This is a genomic window from Pseudomonas sp. LB1P83 (genome assembly GCF_054897885.1).
On record NZ_CM142709.1, the window covers coordinates 2,324,752 to 2,348,962 of the forward strand.

The 24,211-nt window shown below is 60.2% G+C and carries 27 protein-coding genes and 2 pseudogenes; 15 read left to right on the forward strand and 14 right to left on the reverse strand.

Annotated elements, in window-relative coordinates; all coding sequences use genetic code 11:
* Nucleotides 1–155: 155 nt before the first annotated feature.
* On the forward strand, nucleotides 156–560 hold the full coding sequence (locus tag ACYZTY_RS10855) for a TraR/DksA family transcriptional regulator (protein ID WP_007907888.1): 405 nt from the start codon (nucleotides 156–158) through the stop codon (nucleotides 558–560).
* 578 nt (nucleotides 561–1,138) lie between these two features.
* A complete protein-coding gene (locus ACYZTY_RS10860; protein ID WP_461959294.1) occupies nucleotides 1,139–2,362 on the forward strand; it encodes a methyl-accepting chemotaxis protein in 1,224 nt (407 codons plus the stop codon).
* A gap of 159 nt (nucleotides 2,363–2,521) precedes the next feature.
* Here the strand turns inward: ACYZTY_RS10860 and ACYZTY_RS10865 are convergent, their stop codons facing one another.
* The 3 genes from ACYZTY_RS10865 to ACYZTY_RS10875 form a co-directional block, all read right to left on the reverse strand.
* Entirely contained in the window at nucleotides 2,522–2,761 is a 240-nt protein-coding gene (locus ACYZTY_RS10865) for a DUF2789 domain-containing protein (protein ID WP_084323168.1), read from the reverse strand.
* A 131-nt stretch (nucleotides 2,762–2,892) separates the two neighbouring features.
* Nucleotides 2,893–3,123, reverse strand: coding sequence for a hypothetical protein (locus tag ACYZTY_RS10870; RefSeq protein WP_461958471.1), 231 nt, complete (start codon nucleotides 3,121–3,123; stop codon nucleotides 2,893–2,895).
* A gap of 159 nt (nucleotides 3,124–3,282) precedes the next feature.
* Nucleotides 3,283–3,531: a hypothetical protein gene (locus ACYZTY_RS10875; RefSeq protein ID WP_461958472.1), complete on the reverse strand. Its 249-nt coding sequence runs from the start codon at nucleotides 3,529–3,531 to the stop codon at nucleotides 3,283–3,285.
* Nucleotides 3,532–3,592: 61 nt separating this feature from the next.
* Between ACYZTY_RS10875 and ACYZTY_RS10880 the strand changes: the two genes are divergently transcribed.
* The 4 genes from ACYZTY_RS10880 to ACYZTY_RS10895 all read left to right on the forward strand — a co-directional run bounded on the left by ACYZTY_RS10880 (nucleotide 3,593) and on the right by ACYZTY_RS10895 (nucleotide 5,750).
* Nucleotides 3,593–3,952, forward strand: coding sequence for a hypothetical protein (locus ACYZTY_RS10880; protein ID WP_461958473.1), 360 nt, complete (start codon nucleotides 3,593–3,595; stop codon nucleotides 3,950–3,952).
* The gene (locus ACYZTY_RS10885; RefSeq protein WP_109629923.1) at nucleotides 3,943–4,413 is read left to right on the forward strand and encodes a hypothetical protein; all 471 of its coding nucleotides are present in this window, start codon (nucleotides 3,943–3,945) and stop codon (nucleotides 4,411–4,413) included. Before ACYZTY_RS10880 ends, ACYZTY_RS10885 begins: the two co-directional genes overlap by 10 nt.
* Entirely contained in the window at nucleotides 4,413–4,616 is a 204-nt protein-coding gene (locus ACYZTY_RS10890; protein WP_461958474.1) for a hypothetical protein, read from the forward strand. The genes ACYZTY_RS10885 and ACYZTY_RS10890 overlap by 1 nt, the downstream gene beginning before the upstream one ends.
* Before the next feature lie 117 nt (nucleotides 4,617–4,733).
* Complete coding sequence (locus ACYZTY_RS10895) at nucleotides 4,734–5,750, forward strand: ABC transporter substrate-binding protein (protein ID WP_461958475.1); 1,017 nt, start codon at nucleotides 4,734–4,736, stop codon at nucleotides 5,748–5,750.
* Between the two features lie 92 nt (nucleotides 5,751–5,842).
* Here ACYZTY_RS10895 and ACYZTY_RS10900 read toward each other — a convergent pair.
* Nucleotides 5,843–6,721 (reverse strand): annotated as a pseudogene (locus tag ACYZTY_RS10900) (TonB-dependent siderophore receptor); the annotation flags it as partial.
* Nucleotides 6,722–7,114, reverse strand: a complete 393-nt coding sequence (locus tag ACYZTY_RS10905; protein ID WP_461958476.1) for a DUF2946 domain-containing protein — start codon at nucleotides 7,112–7,114, stop codon at nucleotides 6,722–6,724.
* A gap of 95 nt (nucleotides 7,115–7,209) precedes the next feature.
* Between ACYZTY_RS10905 and ACYZTY_RS10910 the strand changes: the two genes are divergently transcribed.
* Nucleotides 7,210–7,647, forward strand: a complete 438-nt coding sequence (locus tag ACYZTY_RS10910) for a DUF3995 domain-containing protein (RefSeq protein WP_461958477.1) — start codon at nucleotides 7,210–7,212, stop codon at nucleotides 7,645–7,647.
* Between the two features lie 132 nt (nucleotides 7,648–7,779).
* Here the strand turns inward: ACYZTY_RS10910 and ACYZTY_RS10915 are convergent, their stop codons facing one another.
* From ACYZTY_RS10915 to ACYZTY_RS10945, 7 genes are all read right to left on the reverse strand, one after another.
* Nucleotides 7,780–8,148: a Na+/H+ antiporter subunit G gene (locus ACYZTY_RS10915; RefSeq protein WP_461958478.1), complete on the reverse strand. Its 369-nt coding sequence runs from the start codon at nucleotides 8,146–8,148 to the stop codon at nucleotides 7,780–7,782.
* Entirely contained in the window at nucleotides 8,145–8,423 is a 279-nt protein-coding gene (locus ACYZTY_RS10920; RefSeq protein ID WP_131060204.1) for a K+/H+ antiporter subunit F, read from the reverse strand. The genes ACYZTY_RS10915 and ACYZTY_RS10920 overlap by 4 nt, the downstream gene beginning before the upstream one ends.
* Nucleotides 8,420–8,908 (reverse strand): Na+/H+ antiporter subunit E, encoded by a 489-nt coding sequence (locus ACYZTY_RS10925; protein WP_461958479.1) that lies wholly within the window; start codon nucleotides 8,906–8,908, stop codon nucleotides 8,420–8,422. Before ACYZTY_RS10925 ends, ACYZTY_RS10920 begins: the two co-directional genes overlap by 4 nt.
* Complete coding sequence (locus ACYZTY_RS10930) at nucleotides 8,905–10,590, reverse strand: monovalent cation/H+ antiporter subunit D (RefSeq protein ID WP_461958480.1); 1,686 nt, start codon at nucleotides 10,588–10,590, stop codon at nucleotides 8,905–8,907. The genes ACYZTY_RS10925 and ACYZTY_RS10930 overlap by 4 nt, the downstream gene beginning before the upstream one ends.
* Complete coding sequence (locus tag ACYZTY_RS10935; protein WP_461958481.1) at nucleotides 10,587–10,931, reverse strand: Na+/H+ antiporter subunit C; 345 nt, start codon at nucleotides 10,929–10,931, stop codon at nucleotides 10,587–10,589. The genes ACYZTY_RS10930 and ACYZTY_RS10935 overlap by 4 nt, the downstream gene beginning before the upstream one ends.
* On the reverse strand, nucleotides 10,931–13,849 hold the full coding sequence (locus ACYZTY_RS10940) for a monovalent cation/H+ antiporter subunit A (RefSeq protein WP_461958482.1): 2,919 nt from the start codon (nucleotides 13,847–13,849) through the stop codon (nucleotides 10,931–10,933). The genes ACYZTY_RS10935 and ACYZTY_RS10940 overlap by 1 nt, the downstream gene beginning before the upstream one ends.
* Before the next feature lie 271 nt (nucleotides 13,850–14,120).
* Complete coding sequence (locus ACYZTY_RS10945; RefSeq protein ID WP_461958483.1) at nucleotides 14,121–15,146, reverse strand: DMT family transporter; 1,026 nt, start codon at nucleotides 15,144–15,146, stop codon at nucleotides 14,121–14,123.
* Here ACYZTY_RS10945 and ACYZTY_RS10950 point away from each other — a divergent pair.
* From ACYZTY_RS10950 to ACYZTY_RS10985, 8 genes and pseudogenes are all read left to right on the forward strand, one after another.
* Entirely contained in the window at nucleotides 15,141–15,704 is a 564-nt protein-coding gene (locus ACYZTY_RS10950; RefSeq protein ID WP_461958484.1) for a helix-turn-helix domain-containing protein, read from the forward strand. The genes ACYZTY_RS10945 and ACYZTY_RS10950 overlap by 6 nt on opposite strands.
* 166 nt (nucleotides 15,705–15,870) lie before the next feature.
* Entirely contained in the window at nucleotides 15,871–16,197 is a 327-nt protein-coding gene (locus ACYZTY_RS10955; RefSeq protein ID WP_461958485.1) for a hypothetical protein, read from the forward strand.
* A gap of 10 nt (nucleotides 16,198–16,207) precedes the next feature.
* A pseudogene (locus ACYZTY_RS10960) lies at nucleotides 16,208–16,711 on the forward strand (helix-turn-helix domain-containing protein); the annotation flags it as partial.
* 157 nt (nucleotides 16,712–16,868) lie between these two features.
* On the forward strand, nucleotides 16,869–18,071 hold the full coding sequence (locus ACYZTY_RS10965; protein ID WP_461958486.1) for an SfnB family sulfur acquisition oxidoreductase: 1,203 nt from the start codon (nucleotides 16,869–16,871) through the stop codon (nucleotides 18,069–18,071).
* Between the two features lie 10 nt (nucleotides 18,072–18,081).
* Nucleotides 18,082–18,519, forward strand: coding sequence for an acyl-CoA dehydrogenase (locus tag ACYZTY_RS10970; RefSeq protein WP_461958487.1), 438 nt, complete (start codon nucleotides 18,082–18,084; stop codon nucleotides 18,517–18,519).
* Nucleotides 18,519–19,922: an LLM class flavin-dependent oxidoreductase gene (locus tag ACYZTY_RS10975; RefSeq protein ID WP_461958488.1), complete on the forward strand. Its 1,404-nt coding sequence runs from the start codon at nucleotides 18,519–18,521 to the stop codon at nucleotides 19,920–19,922. Before ACYZTY_RS10970 ends, ACYZTY_RS10975 begins: the two co-directional genes overlap by 1 nt.
* Nucleotides 19,923–20,173: 251 nt before the next feature.
* The gene (locus ACYZTY_RS10980; protein ID WP_461958489.1) at nucleotides 20,174–21,079 is read left to right on the forward strand and encodes an AMP-binding protein; all 906 of its coding nucleotides are present in this window, start codon (nucleotides 20,174–20,176) and stop codon (nucleotides 21,077–21,079) included.
* Between the two features lie 150 nt (nucleotides 21,080–21,229).
* A complete protein-coding gene (locus tag ACYZTY_RS10985) occupies nucleotides 21,230–22,663 on the forward strand; it encodes an FAD/NAD(P)-binding protein (protein ID WP_461958490.1) in 1,434 nt (477 codons plus the stop codon).
* A gap of 255 nt (nucleotides 22,664–22,918) precedes the next feature.
* On the opposite strand, the gene ACYZTY_RS10990 is transcribed toward ACYZTY_RS10985, so the two are convergent.
* Complete coding sequence (locus tag ACYZTY_RS10990) at nucleotides 22,919–23,143, reverse strand: hypothetical protein (RefSeq protein WP_461958491.1); 225 nt, start codon at nucleotides 23,141–23,143, stop codon at nucleotides 22,919–22,921.
* A gap of 108 nt (nucleotides 23,144–23,251) precedes the next feature.
* On the reverse strand, nucleotides 23,252–23,986 hold the full coding sequence (locus ACYZTY_RS10995) for a substrate-binding periplasmic protein (RefSeq protein WP_461958492.1): 735 nt from the start codon (nucleotides 23,984–23,986) through the stop codon (nucleotides 23,252–23,254).
* Between the last annotated feature and the right edge of the window lie 225 nt (nucleotides 23,987–24,211).

Genomic DNA, 24,211 nt, shown 5'->3' on the forward strand with positions numbered 1-24,211 from the left:
GTTGCTGAGGCCTCAAGTCGGCCTTAGACTGCCGGCCCTCGTAAATTGAGTGCCGGGTGGCGCTTGGAATAAACGGCGCCTTTCCGATGGCCAGACCAGGTCCGCCGGAATGCTCCCTAATTCGCCTTAATGCACGTTTTTTTATAGAGATATCAATGACAAAGGACAAGTTGCTGGCCATGCCGGCGGATGACTACATGAATGCCGAGCAACATGCTTTTTTCTCCGAGCTGTTGCAGAACATGAAAGTCGAAACCCATGAGCGCATCGAACAGAATCGCATCGCCATCGAGAGCCTGGACACGCCAGCCGATCCGGCCGACGCTGCTTCTGTCGAAGAAGAGCGCACCTGGCTGGTGAACGCGATCGATCGCGACCAGCGCATGCTGCCTCAGTTGGAGCAGGCTCTGGAACGCATCAAAGAAGACAGCTTCGGCTGGTGCGACGACAGCGGCGAGGCCATCGGCCTGAAACGCCTGCTGATCAGCCCGACCACCAAGTACTGCATCGAAGCTCAAGAGCGTCACGAACAGATCGACAAGCACCAGCGTCAGGCCTGATTCCGTAACGCCCTGCATCGCGGGCAAGCCACTCCTGTAGGAGCGAGGCTTGCCCGCGATGCTTTTTTTCGCCTGCGAAAATCTCAAGTACTTCTATTGATCTGCTGCAACGCCCACTACTAATGGACCATAGATAATGGCCCAGTAGTGGCGTTTAATGGCTGGACAACAATTAGAAGGTACATGGGGTGACGAAGATGACGAGAGACGGGTCTCTGGTTGCGGCAGTGCCTGCACCAGTGTTTTTGCCGGAAAACCTTTGGCTGACGCCAACCCTGCAAAGCATCGCCCTGATGCTGTTGCTGTGCGGCATGGCGCTGGGGAGTTGGTCGCTTTACCTTTGCCTGCCACTGGCCATTCTGGTCATCTGGCTGCCACGCCTGCGCTCACGCGCCACTCCCCAAGCAACTCCCGCCGACGGCGCCAGTGCCATCGCCGAGTTGACGCGCGATCTTTCCTACACCACCAGTCATAACGCCTTGTCGGCCGCGGGCGTAGCCTTTTCGGTCAAGCAACTGGCGGACAAACTGCAATCGCAACTCGATGCGGCGGCGCAAATCGTCAGCAACGCCGAAGTGATGATCGCAACCGAGCAAGCCACCTCGAAACTCAGCCGCGAAGCCCTCAGTGCGGCCAGCGAAGCGCATCAGAGCAGCGCCGCAGGGCGCACGGAACTGATTGAATCCATCAGTCGCATGCATCAGCTCAGTCAGCGCGCCAGCAGCAGTCGTGAACTGATCGAGGCACTGAGCCTGCGCAGTGACGATATTCAACGGGTCACCCTGGTGATTCAGTCGATCGCCAGCCAGACCAACCTGCTGGCCTTGAACGCCGCGATCGAAGCGGCCCGGGCCGGGGAACACGGTCGTGGGTTCGCGGTGGTGGCGGATGAGGTTCGCGGTCTCGCGGCGCGCACGGCGACGGCCACCGGCGAAGTCGGCGAGATGGTCGCCGATATTCAGCAACGCACGGCGCAAGTGGTGGAGCAGATCCGCCAGCTGTCCAGCGACCTCGACACCGGTGTCGAGCAGGTCGAGCACACCGGCCAGCACCTGGAAAACATTGCGCGTCTGGCCGCCGGCGTCGAGAGCCAGGTCGGCGAAATCGCCAAGGGTGCGGACACTAACCGCGAACAACTCGACAGCCTGTTCCACGCCATCGAACAGATGCGCAGCGACCTGGCGGTCAGCGACCAACAGACCCAGCGCCTGGCTCAGGCTGCCGTGCAAATGGAAGGTCAGGCCGAAACCATCAGCGAGCGTCTCGCCGAAGTCGGGCTGGATGACTACCACCAACGGATTTACGACCTGGCCCGCGAAGGCGCCAGCCAGATTGCCGCACGCTTTGAAGCGGATATCGATCAGGGCCGTGTCAGCCTCGATGACCTGTTCGATCGCAGTTACCAAGCGATCCCCAATACCAGCCCCGCCAAATTTCAGACCCGTTTCGATCGTTATACCGATCAAGTCTTGCCGGCGATCCAGGAACCGTTGTTGCCGCGCCATGAAGGCCTGGTGTTTGCCATCGCCTGCACCCAGCAGGGTTACGTGCCCACCCACAACACAGTCTTCAGTCAGCCGCTGACCGGCGACGCGCAGGTCGATACGATACAAAACCGCACCAAGCGCAAATTCGCCGACCGCACCGGCATCCGCTGTGGTAGCCATCAGCAGCCCGTGTTGTTGCAGACCTACACCCGTGACACCGGGGAACTGATGCACGACCTCTCGGTGCCAATCATGCTCAAGGGACGGCATTGGGGTGGATTGCGCTTGGGGTACAAGCCGGAAAGTCCGCGCTAGAGGCGCAGCCTGATAACCGGTGAGTATGCCTGACACTGAACTGTGGCGAGGGAGCTTGCTCCCGCTGGACTGAGCAGCAGTCCCATCTTGGGGCCGCTTCGCAGCCCGACGGGAGCAAGCTCCCTCGCCACAGGTTATCGTTGGCTCAGGATCGGATTATCAGTGAACCTGATGCATGCGCAGGTTCAGGTCGTCGACCACCCGCGCCCAATCGGCGTCTTCGCGCAATTGTTCTTTGAGGAAGCCCGCTTGTTGTGGCGTCCAGAACTCGGCATCGATGAGTTTCTTGTCGTCTGCCAAAGGGGAATGGCTGGCGATGAAATCGTCGATGGCTTTCTCGCTGGAGTCCAGGCCGAGCTGGTCGAACAAACCTTTCAAGTCGTGTGTAGGTGAATCCATCTTCATCTCCTTGCGTGTCGCGTCGAATGCGAGATCTGAGGTGCGGCGTCATTGCATCTGAGGGGGCCGCGCTTCAGGAGTTCGATCGCGATGTGGATAGCAGGAGAGAGCATAGACGGCAAATCCGACGATCAGGCTTTCAATGCACCGTTATCGACGGCAAGCTTCAGCTCCTTCGCGGCTTCCTGGGCGGCAACGGCGGCGACGTCCGAGGTCTTGAACCAGCGATCCTTCTCGACCTGGTGATATGTCTCCTTGGTCAGCGGTGGCTTGGCACGCATCACAATGACAGCCTGGAATTCGCCTTCGACCTCTCTGGCTTCGCCCCGGATAAAAAATTCACCGATATCAAATTCCGTCACGTAGCTGCCTTCCCTTGGAAATATTTTGTTGTGTTGAACGCCGTCCGTCCTGGGGACGGATTTCGTGGGTCGGGCAGTATGGCAGTAGTTGCCTGCCGGCGGCTGAGTTAAGTCGCCGGCATGACGAAACGTCTATAGATGTGAACGCAGAAGAGCACGTCAGGCGCGCGACTCAAGAGAGCGGGCAAGGGCGCAGGCTTCGTTATGGCAGCCACGGAAACCTCTTACGCGGCCGGTGGAAATTTCCTTGATATGGAAGAAGGCATTACCGGCCAGTACCACTTGAAAGCGTGGAAGCACAAAGCTTTCCGGCTGTAACTCATGTGGCTGGAACAACACCGGTAGCAAGGGGGCGCAGCTGTTTGCGCGCGATGCCTGGGCGGAAGCGATGTGAGTCATTGTGCACATGTGAAGTCCTTTTCATTGTTTTGCCGACGTGTGTACGTCGTTTTGGGTAGTCTCGGTAAGCATGGCTGCTCTAGAATCACCAACACTGGTTGGAGAATGGTGTTCATCTAAAGCAATTTTTTACTGGCGATATGTCGGAAAAGTGCTTTTTTTAAAGAGATTTTTCCCTAAAGTTGGTAATCCGGTTTCCTCTGGCAGTAAGAAGGGCATTTTCCTTCAACATCTGACGACTTTCACAGAGGACGGCGCGGGTGGTATTCCAGTAATCTCACTGACCTCGCGAGGCATGAGCGCTCTGCTCAGCTCAGGATTTCAACCCGGGTCTTACGGCAAACCTCCGGCATGGCCGCTTTTTTTCTGCTGTGCGCTTTTTCTGCGTGCGGCATCATTTTCAGATGTGGGGATGTTTCCTTGGCAGTAAGTAATCTCGATATGCATGCTTTGTTCGTGCTGGGTGATTTGCGCGCAAAGCTGGTTAAACAGTTTCAGTCACGTTTCGTTTACATCACCGAACAGAACGCTGAAGGCATTTACATTGCCGAGATCGACACCGAAGAGGCACTGGTGGTCGATGACAAGCCGGGGCTCAAGCTCAAGGTCGGTGATCATTTCAGCGCTTCCGTGCTGCCCAGTCGTGAAGGCGGCAAGCTCGACATCAAGTTCCGTGAAATCAAACTGACGGTTTATGGGCTGGGCGATTACGCCTTTGTCACCACCGCAGACGGTCACGCGATTGTGTTCAAGGAAGGTCATAGCGTGGTGATGGTTTTCGCCGCCCACCAGCAGTTGCAGGAAGGCCTGACCAAAACCCTGAAAGCCGTGACTGCCAAAGCCGCCAAGTGGCGCAAGGGCGAACTGGTCACGTTCAAGGCCAGCGAGTAATGACCCTGACCCGCGCCGATTTCCACGAACAGAACCAGGCCAGCGCGCAAGTCGAAGCCCGGCGGCTGTTCGAGCAGAAAGCTGTTCTGCAGGGAGGCTGGCTGAATTGGGTGGCGTCACAGATCTACACGCTGCGCCCGGCGGCGTACGCCAGCATGGTAAGAGGAGAGCTGGCACGCTTGCAGGAAGTTTCCGAAAATTAAATCACGCCCCTCGAAAGCAGGAACCTCTACTACAGTCAGTTGACTGAGTATTCAGAGGCTTGCGGTCTTCTGTCAGGCCATCCTGCTATTGCTGTGAACAGCACGAGGTGCAAAAGCATGAAAGGATTTCGACGGTTGCTGGCCGTTGCCGTGGCCACGTTTGGTGTGTTGAGTTCACCCGTTCCGGTATCCGCTGCCCAGACGCCGATCCACTTTGCCGACCTGAACTGGGAAAGCGGCAGCCTGATCACCGACATCCTGCGGATCATCGTCGAGAAGGGCTACGGCTTGCCGACTGACACCTTGCCCGGGACAACCATCACCCTGGAAACCGCACTGGCCAACAATGACATTCAGGTCATTGGTGAAGAATGGGCGGGTCGCAGTCCGGTCTGGGTCAAGGCTGAAGCCGAGGGCAAAGTCGTGAGCCTGGGCGATACGGTCAAGGGTGCGACTGAAGGCTGGTGGGTGCCCGAATATGTGATCAAGGGCGACCCGGCCAAGGGCATCAAGCCGTTGGCGCCCGGTTTGCGCAGTGTCAGCGACCTGCCCAAATACAAGGATGTGTTCAGCGATCCGGAAAGCCCAGGCAAGGGACGCTTCCTCAACAGCCCGATTGGCTGGACGTCGGAAGTGGTGAACAAACAGAAACTAACGGCCTATGGCCTGAACGACAGCTATGTGAATTTTCGCAGCGGTTCCGGGGCGGCGCTGGATGCAGAGATCAGTTCGTCGATTCGTCGCGGCAAGCCGGTGCTGTTTTATTACTGGTCACCGACGCCGCTGCTCGGGCGCTTCAAGCTGATTCAGCTGGAGGAGCCGCCCTTCGATGCCGAAGCCTGGAAAACCCTGACCGACGCTGACAACCCCAATCCGAAACCGACGCGCTCGCTGGCCTCGAAGCTGTCGATCGGCGTGTCCACGCCTTTTCAGAAGCAGTATCCGCAGATTGCCGATTTCTTCAGCAAGGTCGATTTTCCGATCGCCCCATTGAACAAGGCGTTGGCTGAAATGAGCGAAAAACACACCCCGCCACGTCAGGCGGCGGAGGCGTTCATGAAGGCGCACCCGGAGGTGTGGCAGGCGTGGGTGCCGAAGGATGTGGCGGATAAGGTTTCTGCTGAGTTGAAGTAATGCAGTGAGTCTGATGTCGCCTTCGCGAGCAAGCTCGCTCCCACACTGGATCTTCAGTGTTCACAAAAAACCTGTGGGAGCGGGCTTCCCCCGGTGCTGTCGTTGATCTGGTAGTCGATGATCGAGCGAACCCAGATCGTACGCTGCTCGTAACGGCCGTCCTCGACGTTGTAGTTGTTGAAGCGGTTGTGCTTGTCGATTTTCAGTTTGCCGGTCTTGGGGTTGAGCACGGGCGTGCCCCAGTACGGACTGTCTTCGTGTTCGTCCTGATATTCCAGCGCGAGGGTGTGGGACAGGTTTGGCGTCAGGTCGCTGAGCAGCGAGAACGCGACGCTCCAGGCATCGCGCTCCTGACGGTCGAAGTAGCCATTGCCGGTGTTGTGGCTGACGTCGAGCCGCGCGTAATGCTGCACATCGGCGCCGTCGTCGCTGAGCGCGTGGTTGAGGCCGAACGCGGTCTCGGTCGTGTCATAAGTCCCGTAGCTGACGCGGCCTTCGACTGCTTGCTCTTCGCGGGTCGCGAGTTTGGTCACGTAGTTCAATGAGCCGCCCACGGAGCCTGCGCCATTGATCAGCGACGACGGGCCGTCCACCAGTTCCACCCGATCATAAATCCACGCATTCACCGGCCGGGCGAGGCCGCCGGAGACGTTGATGCCGTTCAGCATCTGGGTGATCTGGCTGCTGGTGAGCCCCCGGTAGGAGACGAACCCACCGAAACCCGGCGGAGCACTGGCATTGACGCCGGGCAAGGTGTTGGCGGCGTCCTGGAAGTTTTGCGCACCGTGGCGCTCGATGTCGTTGCGGTTGGCGATGGCCACCGACGCCGGGTTTTCACGCACGCTCAGGCCCAGGCGCGAGGCCATGCCGCTGGATTGATCGAGGCTTAACCCTGGCTCGGCCGTCGCTTCGCCATCAATGGTAATGGGGGCCAAGTCGACGGTGGATTGCGCCCAGGCGTTAACAGACAGTTAGCCGAAAAGGCTGGCCAGTAAAGGAATGCGTTTCATCGATGAATCCTGAAGGGCAGGGAGGTCAGCGCTGGCGACGACGGCCAAGGGCGGACTGTGTTGCTCCGGGAGGATCGCCAGGGTCAGGCTGGAATTGAGCGCCGGGCCCATGCCGCCGGTGGAGCACAGCGGGCAGCCGAAGGCATTGGACAGGGTCGGCAGGTTGTCATCGGAGGTGTTCGAGGAGGCGGGCGCCTGGGTGGCCGGATCAACCGAACAGAACTGGCCGCCGATGCCATTGAGCTGCATCCCGACCATTTGCCCGTGACCGATACTGCAGGCGAACACGTTGACCAGGACGCAGCAATAAAGCATCCAGGCCATCAATGTGCGATCAGTTCGGGCGAATTTCATGGAGCGGCACGTTACCACCGTCGATGAAAAATACCCTTACAAAAACGCTCAAGGAGGTTCATCCTGCTGCGACATTTCACGCAGGATGTTTGAATATGAGCCTAATGGTCGCGCAATGGATTGCAGCAATCTTCCTCTTGATCAGCCTGGTCCATTTGTACTGGGCCGCGGGGGGCAAGTTGGGAAGCGAGGCGGCGGTGCCGCGGGTGCCCGGGGAGGGCGATGCAGAGTCCAGGCCGGCGTTCAAGCCGTCGGGCTTTACCACCTTGTTGGTCGCGGTAGGGTTGCTGTTGATCGCGATGCTGGTGTGCCTGCGGGTCGGCCTGTACTTGCCGACGGTGCATCACTGGGCGCTGCAATGGGTGATCAGTGCCATTGCGATGCTGATGTTTGCCCGGGCGATCGGCGATTCGAACCTGGTGGGGTTCTTCAAGCAGGTCAAGGATTCGAAGTTTGCCCGGCTCGATACCTGGGCTTATTCGCCGTTGTGTGTGGTGTTGGGCGCCGGGTTGTTGGCAGTCGCCTGGATCTGAGTTGTTGCTGAAAAGCTTCGCGGGCAAGCCTCGCTCCTACAGGTTTTGTGTCGATTACAAATTAATGATTTCACACAATTCTGTAGGAGCGAGGCTTGCCCGCGAAGAGGCCGTGTCATTCACCACAAAGCTCTAAACCTGTCCCTGATTCTCAGTGCGCCGACTACTCACCTCAGCCGGCACATCATCCCCCGCCATGCGCTTGCGAAACAGCGCCGCCCGCGCCAGCAGCAACGTGGTCACCGGCACCGTGATCGACAACAGAATCGGAATCAGCCAGGCATGCAGCACCGGCCCGGACTTGAGCGCTGAAAAGTAAATGATCGAGGCCAGCGCCACGCACCACGCGCCGAGTGTCGAGGCCAGCGCCGGGGGGTGCATGCGCTGAAAGTAATCCTTCATCCGCACCAGGCCAATGGCGCCGATCAACGCAAAAACGCTGCCGAGCACCAGCAGGATCGCCACCGGAATTTCAACCCACAGAGACAGTTCCGCGTTCATTCGATCACCTCGCCACGCAGCAGGAATTTGGCCAGGGCAAACGAGCCGACGAAACCGAACAGGGCGATCAGCAGCGCCGCCTCGAAGTAAGTGTCACTGGCATAACGAATACCCAGCGCCAACATCATCAGCATCGCAATGATGTAGAGGTAGTCCAGCGCCAGAACCCGGTCCTGGGCCGACGGGCCTTTGAACAGGCGAATCAGGGTCAGGATCATCGCCAGGGAAAACAGGAACAGGCTCAGCAGGATCGCGTTCGACAGCAATTCGCTCATTCGAAGATCTCCATCAAGGGGCGCTCGTAGGTCGCCTTGAAGTGCTCGATAAACAGCACTTCATCATCCAGGTCGAACACGTGCAGCAACAGGATGCTGCGGTCCAGCGCCAGTTCCGACCAGACCGTCCCGGGGACCACCGTGCAGATCATCGACAGCGCGGCGAGGCCATTGGCGTCGCGCAAGTCCAGCGGCACTTTGATGAAGCGCGAGCGCGGTGGACGGCGACCGGCGTTGAGCACGCCCCAGGCCACTGCCAGGTTGGACACCAGCACGTCGCGTCCGACCAGCAAGAACAAGCGCAGGATCACCCCGGGTCGACGAATACGGATCGGCAGCGGCCGCAGCTTGCGCATCATCAGCGGCGCGCAGAACCCCAGCACCGCGCCGAGCAATAGATTGCCTGGGCTCATCGACAGGTTCAGCACCAGCCACAAAAGCCACAAGGCCAGCGACAACCACGGTGCCGGAAACAGACGCTTCATGGCTGCACCTCCAGCATCGCCGCCCTGGCTTCCGGGCTCGGAACCACACGCGTGCCCAGCACCGCCATGACGTATTGCTGCGGGTTGTTCAAGGCATCGGCGGCGGCCTGGGTATAACGCATCAGCGGCTCAGCCTTGAAGGTCAGCGCAACGCTCAGCCCCAGCAGGACGATGATCGGCACGCACTCGAAGCGACGCAACAACGGCGATGGCCGCTCTTCGGGTGTCCAGAAACGCTGGATGCCCAAGCGCGAGAAGGCGATCAACGACGCCAGCCCGGACAGGATCAGCAACGCCAGCAAACCCCACGCCGCGTTCGACACCGGCTCATCGGTGCTATTGCCCAGCCCCAACGGGTTGAGCAGGGCGCTGAGCAGGCTGAGTTTGCCGATAAACCCGGACAGTGGCGGCATGCCGATAATCAGCAGCGAGCAGGCAATGAAGCTCAAACCGAGGAACGCCATGGTCCAGGGAATCACCTGGCCGACCACGGCTTTCTGTTCGTCATCGAGGTTGATGCCTTTGGGCGGTTGCAGGGATTCCATCGGGCGTGGCAGTAGGTCGCCGTCATCGAACAATGGCATTTCATTGGCCGAGCGGGAGCGCTCGATCAGTTCGGCCAGCAGGAACAGCGCGCTTAACGCCAGGGTCGAGCTGACCAGATAGAACAGCGCCGCGCCGATCAGGTTGGGCTGGGCAAAACCGATGGCCGACAGCAGGATCCCCGCCGACACCAGAATGCTCAGGCTGGCCAGGCGTTCCAGCCTTTGTGCGGCAAGGATCGCCACGCCGGCGCAGACGATGGTCGCCATGCCGCCGTAGATCAGCCAGTCGCCGCCAAAGTACGCCGACGCCCCGGCCTGACCGGAGAACAGCAGGGTCCACAGGCGCAGCAAGGTGTACACGCCGACCTTGGTCATGATCGCGAACATTGCCGCCACCGGCGCGCTGGCCGCCGAGTAGGCCGGCACCAGCCAGAAGTTCAGCGGCCACATCCCGGCCTTGGCCAGGAACGCTACCGCCAGAATCCCCGCACCGGCATGCAGCAGGCCGCGATCAGCTTCCGGGACCAGCGGGATTTTCAACGCCAGATCAGCCATGTTCAGCGTGCCGGTGACGCCATAGATCAGTGCCGCGCCGATCAGAAACAGCGACGACGCCAGCAGGTTGATCGAGATGTAATGCAAGCCTGACGACACTCGCGCCCGACCCGAACCGTGGAGCATCAGGCCGTAGGAGGCCGCCAGCAGCACTTCGAAAAACACGAACAGGTTGAACAGGTCCGCCGTCAGGAACGCGCCGTAAAGGCCCATCATCTGAATCTGGAACAGCGCGTGGAAACTCGAACCGGCGCCGTCCCAACGGGCCATGGCGAACAGCAAGGCGCTGATGCCGATGATCCCGGTCAGCACCAGCATCAACGCCGACAGGCGATCGACCACCAGCACAATACCGAACGGCACCTGCCAGTTGCCCGGCAGGTAGACGCCGATCGAGCCGGGCACGCCGGTGGTCTGCGTCCATTGCAGCAACATCACGGAGATCCCCAGGCCCAGCAGGCTGGAGAACAGGTTGATCCTGGCCTTCAACGGGCGATGTTTCTCGCCCAGCATCAGCATGAGGGCGGCGGTCAGCAGCGGCAGCAGAATCGGTGCGGCGATCAGGTGCGTCATCGCATTCATTCTTTAGGCTCCCGGCCATCCACATGGTCGGTCCCGGTCAAGCCGCGGGAGGCCAGCAGCACCACCAGAAACAGCGCGGTCATGGCGAAGCTGATCACGATGGCGGTCAGCACCAGCGCTTGTGGCAAGGGATCGGTGTAATGCAGCAAGTCCTGCGGCACGCTGTCCTTGATGTTCGGCTCCTTGCCGATGAACAGACTGCCCATGCTGAAGATGAACAGATTGACGCCGTACGACAACAGGCACAGGCCCATGACCACCTGGAACGTCCGTGGCCGCAGCACAAGCCAGACACCGGACGCGGCCAGCGCGCCGATGGCGATTGCGATGACTTCTTCCATCAGACGGCCTCCTTCATGGCGACGGGTTTGGTCTGGGCAGCGGTCTTGTGACCCCGGACCGATTGGTGGGCGAGGGCGGTGAGGATCAGCAGCGTCGAACCGACCACCACCGCGTACACACCAATGTCGAAGAACAGCGCGCTGGCGATATGAATGTCGCCGAGCAGCGGTAGTGCGAAATGCCAGGTGTGGGTGGTCAGGAACGGATAACCGACCGCCATCGCCCCGAGCCCGGTAACGGTGGCGAACAGCAAGCCGGTGCCCATCCAGCGCAGCGGTCGAAGGCTCATTTGCGCCTCGACCCACTGCGTGCCGGCGACCATGTATTGCAGGATGAACGCCACCGACATCACCAGCCCCGCGACAAACCCGCCGCCCGGCTGGTTGTGGCCACGCATGAACAGGTAGATCGAGACTACGAACGCAATCGGCAGCAGCAGGCGCACGAGCACCGCCGGCACCATCATGAAGCCGAGCGCGGTGTCGCTGGCGTGACGCGGGTTGACCAGATCGGTGACCACGTCCGGCGCGAGCAAGCGCTGTTGGGCGGGTAACTGCAGGCTTTCTTTCGGCGGTCGGAAGCGACGCAACAGGGCGAACACGGTGAGCGCCACGGCCGCCAGCACGGTGATTTCGCCGAGGGTATCGAAGCCACGGAAATCCACCAGCATCACGTTGACCACGTTACTGCCGCCGCCTTCAGGCAGGGCACGGCTGAGGTAGAACGAGGAAATGGCGTTCGGCGTCTGGCGCGTCAGCATCGCGTACGACAACACCGCCATGCCGCCGCCGACGGCGATGGACAGCAGCAAGTCGCGCAGACGCCGGATACGTGCCTTGCGCAGGGTGCTCGGCAGCGGCGACACCTCTTCGATCCGGCGCGGCAGCCAGCGCAGACCGAGGAGGATCAGCACCGTGGTCACCACCTCGACCACCAATTGCGTCAGCGCCAGGTCCGGCGCCGAGAACCACACAAAGGTCACGCAGGTCATCAGGCCGCAGACGCTGACCATGGTCAGGGCCGCGAGCCGGTGATACTTGGCCTGCCACGCCGCGCCGAGGGCACAGGCAATCGCCAGCAGCCAAAGGGTCACGAACACGATCGACCCCGGAATCTTCGGCCGGTCGCCCCAACTCAGACTGCTGTGCAGCATCGGGATCAGCCCGGCGAACACCGCCGCGAGCACCACGAGGAACAATTGGGTTTGCAGGCGTTTGGTGCTGATCCGCCGCTCCAGCCGCCGGGCCAGACGCATCATGATCACCAGGCTGCGCTCGAACTGGCGCTTGCCGTTGAACCGGCCAATGATCGGCGGGTATTTGAAACGCCCGAGTTTGAGCTGCTTGCGCAACAGCAAATAGAGCACGATGCCGCAGGACATGGCGATCAGGCTCATGATCATCGGCGCGTTCCAGCCGTGCCAGATCGCCAGGCTGTATTCAGGTAATGTCCCACCTACGACCGGCAACGCAGCGGCGGCCAGCAACGGGCCGACCACTTGCGCCGGGAAAATCCCCACGATCAGACAGGCGAACACCAGCAATTCAACCGGCGCGCGCATCCAGCGTGGCGGTTCGTGCGGGGTGTGGGGCAGGTCGGTGGCGGTCGGGCCGAAGAACACGTCAACGGTGAAGCGCAGCGAGTAGGCGACGCTGAAGGTGCCGGCGATGGTCGCGACAATCGGCAAGGTCATCTCGATCCAGGCCGTGGCGTTGATGAACACGGTTTCGGCGAAGAACATCTCTTTCGACAGGAAGCCGTTGAGCAGCGGCACGCCGGCCATCGAGGCGCTGGCGACCATGGCCAGGGTGGCGGTGAACGGGATCAGCTTGATCAGGCCGCTGAGCTTGCGAATGTCACGGGTGCCGCTTTCGTGGTCGATGATCCCGGCGGCCATGAACAGCGAGGCCTTAAACGTGGCGTGGTTGAGGATGTGAAACACCGCGGCCACGGCGGCCAGCGGACTGTTCAGGCCCAATAGCAGAGTGATCAGGCCGAGGTGGCTGATGGTCGAGTAGGCCAGCAAGCCCTTGAGGTCATTCTGGAACATCGCGCAGTACGCGCCGAGCAGCAGGGTGCAAGCACCGGCACCGCTGACGATGTAGAACCATTCTTCACTGCCGGACAGCGACGGCCACAGTCTTGCGAGCAGAAATACCCCGGCCTTGACCATGGTCGCCGAGTGCAGATAGGCCGAAACCGGTGTCGGCGCCGCCATCGCGTGGGGCAGCCAGAAGTGAAAAGGGAATTGCGCACTTTTGCTCAAGGCGCCGATCAGGATCAGGGGCAGCAGGATAGGGTAGAGGTAGTGCGCGCGAATCAGATCGCCGGCGGCCAGGACCTTGTCCAGGTCATAGCTGCCGACCACATGGCCGAGCAGCATGACCCCCGCCAGCAGGCACAATCCGCCTGCGCCGGTGACCATCAGCGCCATATAGGCGCCGCGCCGCGCATCGGCGCGGTGGTGCCAGTAGCCGATCAACAGGAATGAAAAGAGGCTGGTCAGTTCCCAGAAAAACACGATCTGGATCAGGTTGCCGGAGATCACCAACCCGAGCATCGCGCCCATGAACGCCAGGAAAAACGCAAAGAAGCGCGGCACCGGATCGTCCGGTGACATGTAATAGCGGGCGTATAAAGAAACCAGCGTGCCGATGCCCAGCACCAGCATCGAGAACAGCCAGGCGAAGCCGTCCATGCGCAGGACGAAGTTCAGGCCCAGGCTGGGCAGCCAGAAAAACTCTTCACGAATGACGCCGCCATGGGCGATTTGCGGGTATAAGAGGGCGACCTGAACGGTGCCAATCAAGGCAACCAGACCAGCCAGCAAAGATTCGGTATTACGCGCGTTGTGAGGCAGCAAAGCCGCCAGACAGCTGCCGATAAAAGGCAGAAGCAGTAGAACTATCAGGGACATAGGCTTCTAATCTGCGGAAGTTTGTGAAGCATCATACGTGCCAGCTCCCGGATCACCAAACGCCAAGCTGTCGCAGAATCCTACAAGGTAGATGGGAAAAGCCTGATTCACATTGTTTCAAAGGTGCGTTTTCAGCAGGTCTGGCCCCTTCGCGGGCAAGCCTCGCTCCTACAGGTTTTGTATTGTTCGCAAATATTAGTCTCGACAAAAAACCTGTAGGAGCGAGGCTTGCCCGCGAAGACGATCTGGCAGGCGCTGCAAATCTTGAAGCTTAAATCTGGGTTTCCTGTTCCAACTCTTCTTCCGCCGCAGCAACCTTACCCTTGGTTTTCAATTCACTCACAATCACCGCCGCCACAATCAACCCAGCACCCACCAACGCAATCGCCGGCAACCGCTCCCCGGCAATTCTTCCGACAATCCCGGCCCATACCGGCTCGCCCGCATAAATCAACGTCGCCCGGGTCGGCGAGACACTCTGCTGCGCCCAGTTCATCGCCACCTGAATCGCCGCGCTCGCAGCGCCCAAGCCCAACGCGCTGCACAGCAACAGCCATGAGAAACCCGGAATCACTTCCTGAGTCGGCACCACCATCAGGAACGACAGCACCGACGTGGTCGCCAGTTGCACCACCGTCACCCGGCGCACATCGACTTGCCCGGCATACGTGCTGATCAGAATGATCTCTGCCGCAATCGCGACAGCACTGATCAACGTGGCGATTTCACCCGGACTGAAATTAAAGGAAGCGCCCGCCGGCCCGGACAGCAGCATCAACCCGGTAAACGCCAGCATGATCCCGATGCTCGGCATCAGCCCCGGACGCCGTCCCAGCACCAGCCATTGCAGCAACGGTACGAAGGGCACGTACAGCGCAGTAATAAACGCCGACTGACTGCTGGGAATGCTTTGCAAGCCGACAGTCTGCAAGCCGTAACCCAGCATGATCGCCACGCCGATAAACGCCCCCGCCTTCAGTTCGAACAGGGTCAGTTCCCGCAGGTGACGCCAGGAGAACAGCGCCACAATGATCGCCGCCGCAGCAAAGCGCAGGCCGACAAAAAACATCGGCCCGCTGACGGTCATTGCGTGCTGCACCAGCAAGAAGGTTCCACCCCAGACCATGGTGATCAGCACCAGCACGCACTCGGCCTTGCTGAACCGCGAGAAACGGGAAGAAGTGTGAGAGGCGTTCACAGACGTCATGACCTTGCGCGCTACCTGAGGGGGACGCACAATGCGCCGAATGTTGCGCAGTATACTGCCCAACCCCACCAAGTGAGCAATATAGTGCACAAAGATTCTACCCAGCGGGCTTCGGTCCTCCAGCACGTCAGCCAGAACGTTCGACGCCTGCGCCATGCCGCCGACATGAGCCAGACCGCGCTGGCCGAAAAGTCCGGGGTCAGCCGCCGCATGCTGGTGGCCATCGAGGCCGGCGAAAAAAACGTCAGCCTGACCACCCTCGACCGCGTGGCCGAAGCGCTGGACGTGGCGTTCAGCGATTTGATCCAGGCCCCGGACGCCCGCGACCCGAGCCGCATCAACGAAGTCGCCTGGGCTGGAACGATTCCCGGCAGTAAAGCCGTTTTACTGTCCAAAGCCACCGCCACCCGTGAAGTGGAGCAGTGGGAATGGTGCCTGCAACCGGGGGAGATTTATCCGTCGCAACCGGATGCGGAGGGGTGGAGTGAGCAGATCTACGTTTTTGCAGGCTGCCTGACCTTGATGCTGGGCGATACGCCGCATGAGATTGGCGCGGGTGAGTTCTTCATGTTCGCCAGTGACCAGCCGCATTCCTATCGCAATGATGGGGCGGTTGCAGCGCAGTTTGTGCGTAATGTGGTGATTTGATCGCGGACTACCGCTCATCGGGAATGATGAGCTACCTGTTAGTTCTGACAGTAGACGTTAAGCGTCATTTGGCTCTCAATATTGGTCAGCACGCCTCAGAGCATTAGATATGCGAATTTGGCCTGGCTAGTGCAACTAAAGACCGTCTACTAGAAGGAATCAGGAAATGGATTTTGAACCACTTAAAATTGAAGAAGCTATCGATGGTGTGATCAAGATGGCATCGGTCGAAAAGGGCGGGACGGCTATTATTTCTTGTTGGCCTGATGCCTCTCCTGGTGATGAAGTTGATATTCACATTAAAAAAGAAGTTGTCTGTACCTATAAACTTACGGGGGAGGAAGTTAAGAAGATAGTCGTGATTGTGCCAAAAGAATCCTTTCTGAACTACTCAGGCCAGGGAAAGGTTCCATTTATGTATACGGTCTACCCGGGTGGCGGTGGTAATGGATTTGAATCAAAACTGGCTTCCTATGAAATTCACTTGGCTTAGAGATTAATCTAAACTTCCCCATGCCGCCGACATGAGCCAGACCGCGCTGGCCGAAAAGTCCGGGGTCAGCCGCCGCATGCTGGTGGCCATCGAGGCCGGCGAGAAAAACGTCAGCCTCACCACCCTCGACCGCGTGGCCGAAGCGCTGGACGTGGCGTTCAGCGATTTGATCCAGGCCCCGGACGCCCGCGACCCGAGCCGCATCAATGAAATCGCCTGGGCCGGAACGATTCCCGGGAGCAAAGCCGTTCTACTGTCCAAAGCCACCGCCACCTGTGAGGTGGAACAGTGGGAGTGGTGCCTGCAACCGGGGGAGGTTTACCCGTCGCAGCCGGATGCTGAGGGTTGGAGTGAGCAGATCTATGTGTTTGCAGGCTACTTGACGTTGATGCTGGGCGACACGCCGCAGCACATTGCTGCTGGAGAGTTCTACATGTTCGCCAGCGACCAGCCCCATGCTTATCGCAACGATGGTCCGGTGGCCGCGCGGTTTGTGCGAAACGTAGTGATCTAACTGTTCGCCGATCAACACTGGACGGACACTTTGCTGTTTTAAAGCTGCAAGTCTTTCTCGGAAAAACCCTCAACCTATTGAAATAAAACGAAATTGTATTCAGGCACGACTCCTGCAGAAGCTTCCGGCGTATTCACCAGAATCCCGGAGTCGGCCCATGACAGCCTCTGCCCAACCCCCTCGCACCGCCCACGTCATCCACTCTGACGCCGAAGCCATCGCCGTCGCTCACAAGCTCGCCGCACGCTTCGCCATCGAGGCCAGCGTCCGCGACCGTGACCGACGTCTGCCGATTGATGAACTGGACGAGTTCTCCGCCAGCGGCCTCTGGGGCATCACGGTTCCCAAGGCGTACGGCGGCGCCGGTGTTTCCTATGTGACGGTCGCCGAAGTGATCAAGATCATTTCCGCCGCCGATTCATCCCTCGGCCAGATCCCGCAAAACCACCTCGGCGTCCTCGACATCCTGTTGCAAACCGCCACCGAACAGCAGAAGCGCTATTACTTCAACAAAGTCCTGCAGGGCTACCGTTTCGGCAATGCCTTCTCCGAATCCAAAAGTAAAAACGCCGGGGCCTTTGAAACCCGTATCCGCGTCCATCAAGACACCGCGCAAATCGACGGCGAGAAGTTCTACTGCACCGGCGCGTTGTTCGCGCACATCGTGCCGGCCGTGGCGGTAGATGAAGAGAACAAGGCCTTCATCGCGTTTATCGAGCGCGACAACCCCGGCCTGACGGTGATCGACAGCTGGGACGGATTCGGCCAGCGCACCACGGCCAGTGGCAGCGTTACGCTTAACGCAGTGAAGGTCCCGCTCAGTGCGGTAATCCCGGCCCACAAGGCGTTCGACGAACCCACCGCCGACGGCCCGATCTCGCAAATCATTCAGGCTGCCGTGGACACCGGCATCGCCGTCGGCGCCCTGGAAGAAACCAAACGCTACGCCCGTGAAGCCCGGCCATGGATCGACAGCGGGCAGGATCACGGCTGGCAAGACCCGTTCAGCATCGCCGCGATTGGCGATCTCGAATGGCGGGTCCATGGCACTGAAGCGATCCTCAAGAAGGCTGGACTGGCCATCGATCAAGCCTTGCTCAACCCCAACGAAGACACGGTTGCCCACGCCTCAGTGGTGGTCGCCCAGGCCAAAGTCCTCTCCGCCGAAATCGCGCTGCTCGCCAGCAGCAAACTCTTCGAACTGGCCGGCACCCGCTCGGTGCTGGGCAAATACAACCTCGACCGCCATTGGCGCAATGCCCGGACCCACACGCTGCACGACCCGGCGCGCTGGAAATTCCACCTGATCGGCAACTACCTGCTCAACGGCGTGAAGCCCGCGCGCCACGCCTGGAACTGAGGAGTCCACCATGAACGCTTTGACCCAACCGATTGTTGCCGACCAGCCTCTGGCCAAGAGTCAGCACGACGTGCACAACGCCCGCAGCCTGCTCGATGCGACCCTGCGTTTTGTCCGTCAGCAAACCCAAACCACGGATGACCCTTACGTCATCAGCCGTGTCGGTGATTTGCACATCCGCATCGAAGTTGCCGCTGCGCTGCTCGAACGCGCTGAAGAGTTTCTGAACAGCCACGAAGACGATACGGAAATCAGCGTTGCCATCGCCGAGTCGCGCCTGGCCAGCGCCGACGCACTTAACGCCGTCAGCAATGCTGAATTTGAACTCACCGGCCAACGCACCGTGTTGCACGGATCACTGCATGATCCGCTGCGCTGGAAACTTCACATCATTGGCAATTTTCGCCTCAACGGTATCCATCCCCCACGCTTTCGGAGTGCCGTTTGATGGCCCGTGAAATCCGTCTCAACGCCTTTGACATGAACTGCGTCGGTCACCAATCGCCGGGTTTGTGGGCGCATCCGCGGGATCGCTCGTGGCAGTACAAGGACCTGGAATACTGGACCGATCTGGCGAAAATCCTTGAGCGCGGCAAGTTCGACGGTTTGTTCATCGCCGATGTGCTGGGCATCTACGACGTCTACAACGGCAACGGCGATGCGGCGATCCGTCAGGCGGCGCAGGTGCCGGTCAACGATCCGTTGCAACTGATTCCGCCGATGGCGCTGGTCACCGAGCATCTGGGTTTTGGCCTGACTGCGTCGTTGTCCTTCGAGCATCCGTATCCGTTCGCGCGACGTTTGTCGACGCTCGACCATCTGACCAAGGGCCGCGCAGGCTGGAACATCGTCACGTCTTATCTGGAAAGCGGTGCGAAGAACCTCGGCCAGAAAGCCCAGACCGAACACGATGCGCGTTATGACTTCGCCGAGGAATACCTGGAGGTTTGCTACAAGCTCTGGGAGGGCAGTTGGGAAGAGGGCGCGATCCTGCGCGACCGCGAGCGACGGATGTTCAGCGATCCGAGCAAGATCCACGAGATCCAGCACGTGGGTAAACACTTCCAGGTGCCAGGGATTCATCTCTGCGAACCCTCGCCGCAACGCACCCCGGTGCTCTATCAGGCGGGCGCATCGAGTCGCGGCAAGCAGTTTGCTGCAGAGCATGCAGAGTGCGTGTTTGTCGCGGCGCCGTCGAGAGTGCTGCTGAAGAAAACTGTGGCCGACATTCGTCGTCGCGCCGCCGAGGCCGGGCGCGATCCGTCGAAGATCCTGATCTTCAACCTGCAAACCGTGATCCTCGGCGAGACCGACGCCAAGGCCAAAGCCAAGTTCGAGGAATACAAAACCTGGGTCAGTTACGAAGGGGCGATGGCGCTGATTTCCGGCTGGACCGGGATCGATTTCAGCCAATTCAAACCGGACGAGCCGCTCAAGCATGTACACACCAACGCCATTCAATCGGCGGTAGAAGCGTTCTCGACGGCTGATCCGAACAAGGTCTGGACGCCTAACGAATTGGCCGATTGGGTCGGTATCGGCGGGTTTGGTCCGTTGTTTGTAGGCAGCCCGGAAACCGTCGCTGATCTGCTGCAGGAGTGGGCCGAGGAGACCGATGTGGACGGGTTCAACCTGGCCTATGCATTGACCCATGAAACGTTCATCGACGCCGTGGAGTTGCTGGTGCCGGAGTTGCAGAAACGCGGGGTGTACAAGACCGAATACGCGCCCGGGACCCTGCGCGAGAAGTTGTTCGGGGAGGGGCCGCGATTGCCCGACATTCATCCGGGTGCGGGGTATCGGGATCTGGCGGGGTTGCGGCAGCAGGAGAGGAAAGTGGTGTCGGCGTAGGCCCCTTCGCGGGCAAGCCACGCTCCCACAGGTTTCGTTTCGCCGGCGATATGTGTGGACGACACAAACCCCTGTGGGAGCGTGGCTTGCCCGCGAAGAGGCCGGCACATTCAAAATCGATATTGCCTGATCCACCGCAATCGCGAGCAGGCTCACTCCCACAGGGGGGCGGTGGTGTTTTAGAGATTGCGTTAGTTTTTCAGCCCGGCGGACCACCGCACGCTTTTGCCCATGAACAGGAGGTCAAACCCATGAGCGTGCATGAACTCAAGCGTCCGCCAATCGCGGACTCGGCCCCGTGGCGGGTTGATCTGCCCCAGGCTTTGGATCAGATGCGCCACTGGGCGCAGGTCAGCCCGTTGCAGCCAGCGTTGCGGCACAAGCGCCACGGTCAGTGGGTTGTCTGGCGCTGGATCGACGCCTTGCGCGATGTCGAACGGCTGGCCGATGGCTTGCGTCAACAAGGTTTCAATGAAGACTCGCGGCTGGCGCTCAGCGGTGCCTTCGAACCGAATCTGTTGCTGCTGGCACTCGCCGCTCAACACATCGGCGGTGAACGGCTAACATTGCCGGACAACCTCGACGCCGAATCACTGCACAAAGCCCTGTGGCGCAGCCGCCCGACCCATGCCTTCGTCCAGGGCCGGCAGACGCAGCAACTCTGGCTCGACCACGGCCAGACGCTGCTGGAGTTCGCCGCACTGCTCGGCCCGACAGAACCCCCGCAACGCTGGCATCGCTGGGCACAAGGCGCCCAACTGTGGAGCGAAGAGGGCACGCAATGGCAGGACGGCCTGACTGTCGTACTCGACCAATGGCTCACCAGCGGACAATCCCTGGCCTTCCCGGAAAGCCCCGGCAGTGCCAGCCGCGATCGCCGTGAAGTGGCGCCGTCGGGGCTGTTGCTGTCTGCCGAAGGCCTGCAACGGCTGGCCACTGAAATCGACAGTCGCCTGGCCCCCCAAGGCACCTGGCGTCGACGTCTCTGTGACTGGGCCATCGCCCACCCGCAAAAACCGCTGCAACGCCTGATCAAAAACCGCGTTCGTCGCCTGCTGGGGTTCCACAACCTGCATTTCATCTGGCAAGCCACGCGTAACCCGGAGGCTCGACCGGCGCCGAACTGGCTCAACGAATTCAAACGGGACATAGCATGAACTCGACCGATTCCATCCTGCAAGCCAGTGATACGGCGTGCTGACGGTGACGTGTTCGACTTTGGTACCGCTTGATGACCGCTCCATGGGTTTGGCGCCTATTATCGTCCAGGAGATTTTCGAGATGAGCCATTGACCAGTGAGAACGCCATGACTCAAACCCAACGCGGACAGGCGACCGACGCCATCCGCCACGCGGACATCCTGATCGTCGGCGGCGGCCTCAGCGGCGCGATGCTGGCGGCGCAGTTGTTGCGATTGCCTGGCAAGCGTTCATTGCGGGTGATCGAACCGCGCGCCGAACTCGGCCGGGGCGAGGCGTACAGCGCGGTCGAACTGGGCCATACGCTCAACGGCAATGCCGCACGCATGAGCGTCGACCCGGACAACATCGATGACCTGACCCAATGGCTGACCGAGCACATCGCGGCGGGTGGCTGGCCGGAGTCGGATGAGCAGCATGTGCCGGTCAGCGAATTGTTCCCGCCCCGGGGGCTTTTCGGTGTGTACGTACAGCAACGGCTGGCGGAGGCGCAAGCGATCGGGGCGGTGAACGGTTCAACGGTCGAGCATGTGCGGGCCGAAGTGGTTGATCTGCAAACCCGAGACGATTCGGTGCTGCTGACCCTGAGTGATGGGCAACGCTTGCAAGGCGCTTATGCGGTGCTGGCCACGGGGATGTTTCCCGCCGCGCGCACGCCGCAGACCGAGTCCAGCGGCTTGAACGCCGCAGCGCTCGATCCGTGGGATGTCGCGGCCATGCGCCGGTTGGACCCGCAATCGACGGTGCTAATCATCGGTTCGGGCCTGACGATGGTCGATGCCGTGGTATCGCTGGAGCAAGCCGGGCATCGCGGGCCGATCGAAGTGTTTTCCCGTCATGGCTTGCTGCCGCACGTGCGCCGGCAACCTCCAACCTGGGTGGATTTTCTCGCCGAGGACCCGAGCATTCGCACGCCTCGACAATTGGTACGCGAACTGCGCCGGCATTGCCGGGACGCCATCGCTCAAGGCATCGACTGGCAGTCGCCGCTCGACACCGTGCGGGCGCATATTGGCCGATTGTGGAATCAGGCGACCGACGTACAGCGGCGGCAGTTCGTGCGGCATGTGCGGCCCTGGTGGGAGAGTCATCACCACCGCTCGCCACCGTTGAGTGCCGAGCTGGTGGCACGGTTGCACAAGGAAGGGCGGTTGCGGATTCAGGCAGCGTCGTTCAAAGGGCTGGAATCGACGACTGAGGGGCAGGTGAGCATCCGCATCCGCCGTCGTGGTGAGGATGAAACCACGGTCGTCAACGGCGCGGCGTTGATCAATTCCAGTGGTATCGAATACGACTGGCGCCGAGTGGCCCGACCGCTGCCACAACAACTGCTGGCCCGCGGGCTGATTCGTCCGGGGCCGTTGGCGTTGGGGATCGCGGCGGCGGTTGATGGCGCAGTGCTGGATGCCGACGGACAGGTCGCTCAACGCCTGTTCGCCATGGGCCCGCCGTTGCGGGGGATGTGGTGGGAAAGCACGGCCGTCACCGATGTCGCCAGCCAGGCCAAAGCCCTGGCCGAACGTCTCACCCGGTCGTTGTAGATACCTTGTGGCGAGGGGATTTATCCCCGTTCGGCTGCGAAGCAGTCGTGAATTCAGACAGCGCGGTGCATCAGTGGAACCGCGTTGGCAGGGTTTACGACTGCTTCGCAGCCGAACGGGGCGGTGCGACGTTTCGATAAATCCCCTCGCCACAACGACAGCTGCTACGGACAACAGTGGTCGCGTAAATGAAGAAACCCCGGGTAGATCGGATCTACCCGGGGTTTCTTGTTTCAAGCAGCGCAAAGCCGTTGATCAATAACGCTGATACTTCGAACCAAACTCAGGGCGGTTTTCAGCGACGTAAAGTTTGCTCGCCTGGCTGTCTTTGTGATCAACGCCGACAGTGTCCACGTTCAACGTTGCCGGTTGGCTGACTTTAGCTGCGGCAACAACTTGCGAGGTGGCGTGTGGGGCGGCGATGGCGGATGTAGCGCCAAGAACCGACAGGGCGAAACCAAGACCGATGATGCTTTTCATGATGTTGCTCCAGTAGTGTGGGGAGAAGATGTGGCCACTGTAGTGCTGGAGCGCCGCGATGAGAAAACACCCTTGCGCATAGTTGTTATCGAGCGCGTTGATCCACCATCAGCGGGGTGGGTTGTCGCTGAGCCAACGCTGTTTGAGTTGTTCGAGGCGTCCGTCGCGGCTCATCTCCTCCAGCGCCTGCTGCCAGCGCTCCACCTGACGAGCATCGGTGAGCGGAGAAAACGCGATGTAGGTGCCTTGCTTCATCAGCGGCATTTGGTAATGCAATTGACTGGGCGCCACGCCTTCTTCCCTGGCCAGGGTATTGACGGAGAGGGTGTCCGCTACCACGAATTCGGTGCGGCCCAGGCGCGCCAGACGCATCATTTGTTCGGGCGTTTCCACGCCGTATAGATTGTTCAAACCCTGCTTCTGCAAGTAGCTGTAGACCAGCCATTTTCGCGGGACAACGATGCGGCCCAGGCTGCCGGCTTCCTGCAAACTGTGCACCGGTTGCTGGGTGCCATTGGCGGAGTAGAGTGCCGTTTCCACTTCCATCAACGGACCGACCCACTGGTACTGGCCATCGCGCTCGGCGGTGCGCAACACGGTAAACACCCCGGTGGCAGGCTCGGTGCTGGCGACACGCAAGGCGCGCAGCAAAGGGACTTGTTGGAAATGCACCTGATCGCCGGCGCTTTCGGCCAGCGCCTGGACCACATCCACACCAAATCCCACCAGTTCGTTGCCTTGCTGAAAATGCAGGGGCGGATGGTTGTCGGTGAGCAGGTTCAGGTCGGCTGCCACCGCAGTGAATGTCAGGAAAGACAGCAGGCAACCGGCAATGCGCTTCATGAATCGTCCTTGATTGAATGAGGTGCAAATCTTAGTACGCGGTTGTTCAACTGTCCCGAGAAATTGTCGGACTATTGCGTCAGATTTCAGGATTTATCGGTGTGCTGCAGGGGGATAGGCATAACACTAAACAACTGTAGGAGTGAGCCTGCTCGCGATGAGGCCCTGTCAGTCAACATCATTGTTGAATGACACACCGCCATCGCGAGCAGGCTCACTCCCACA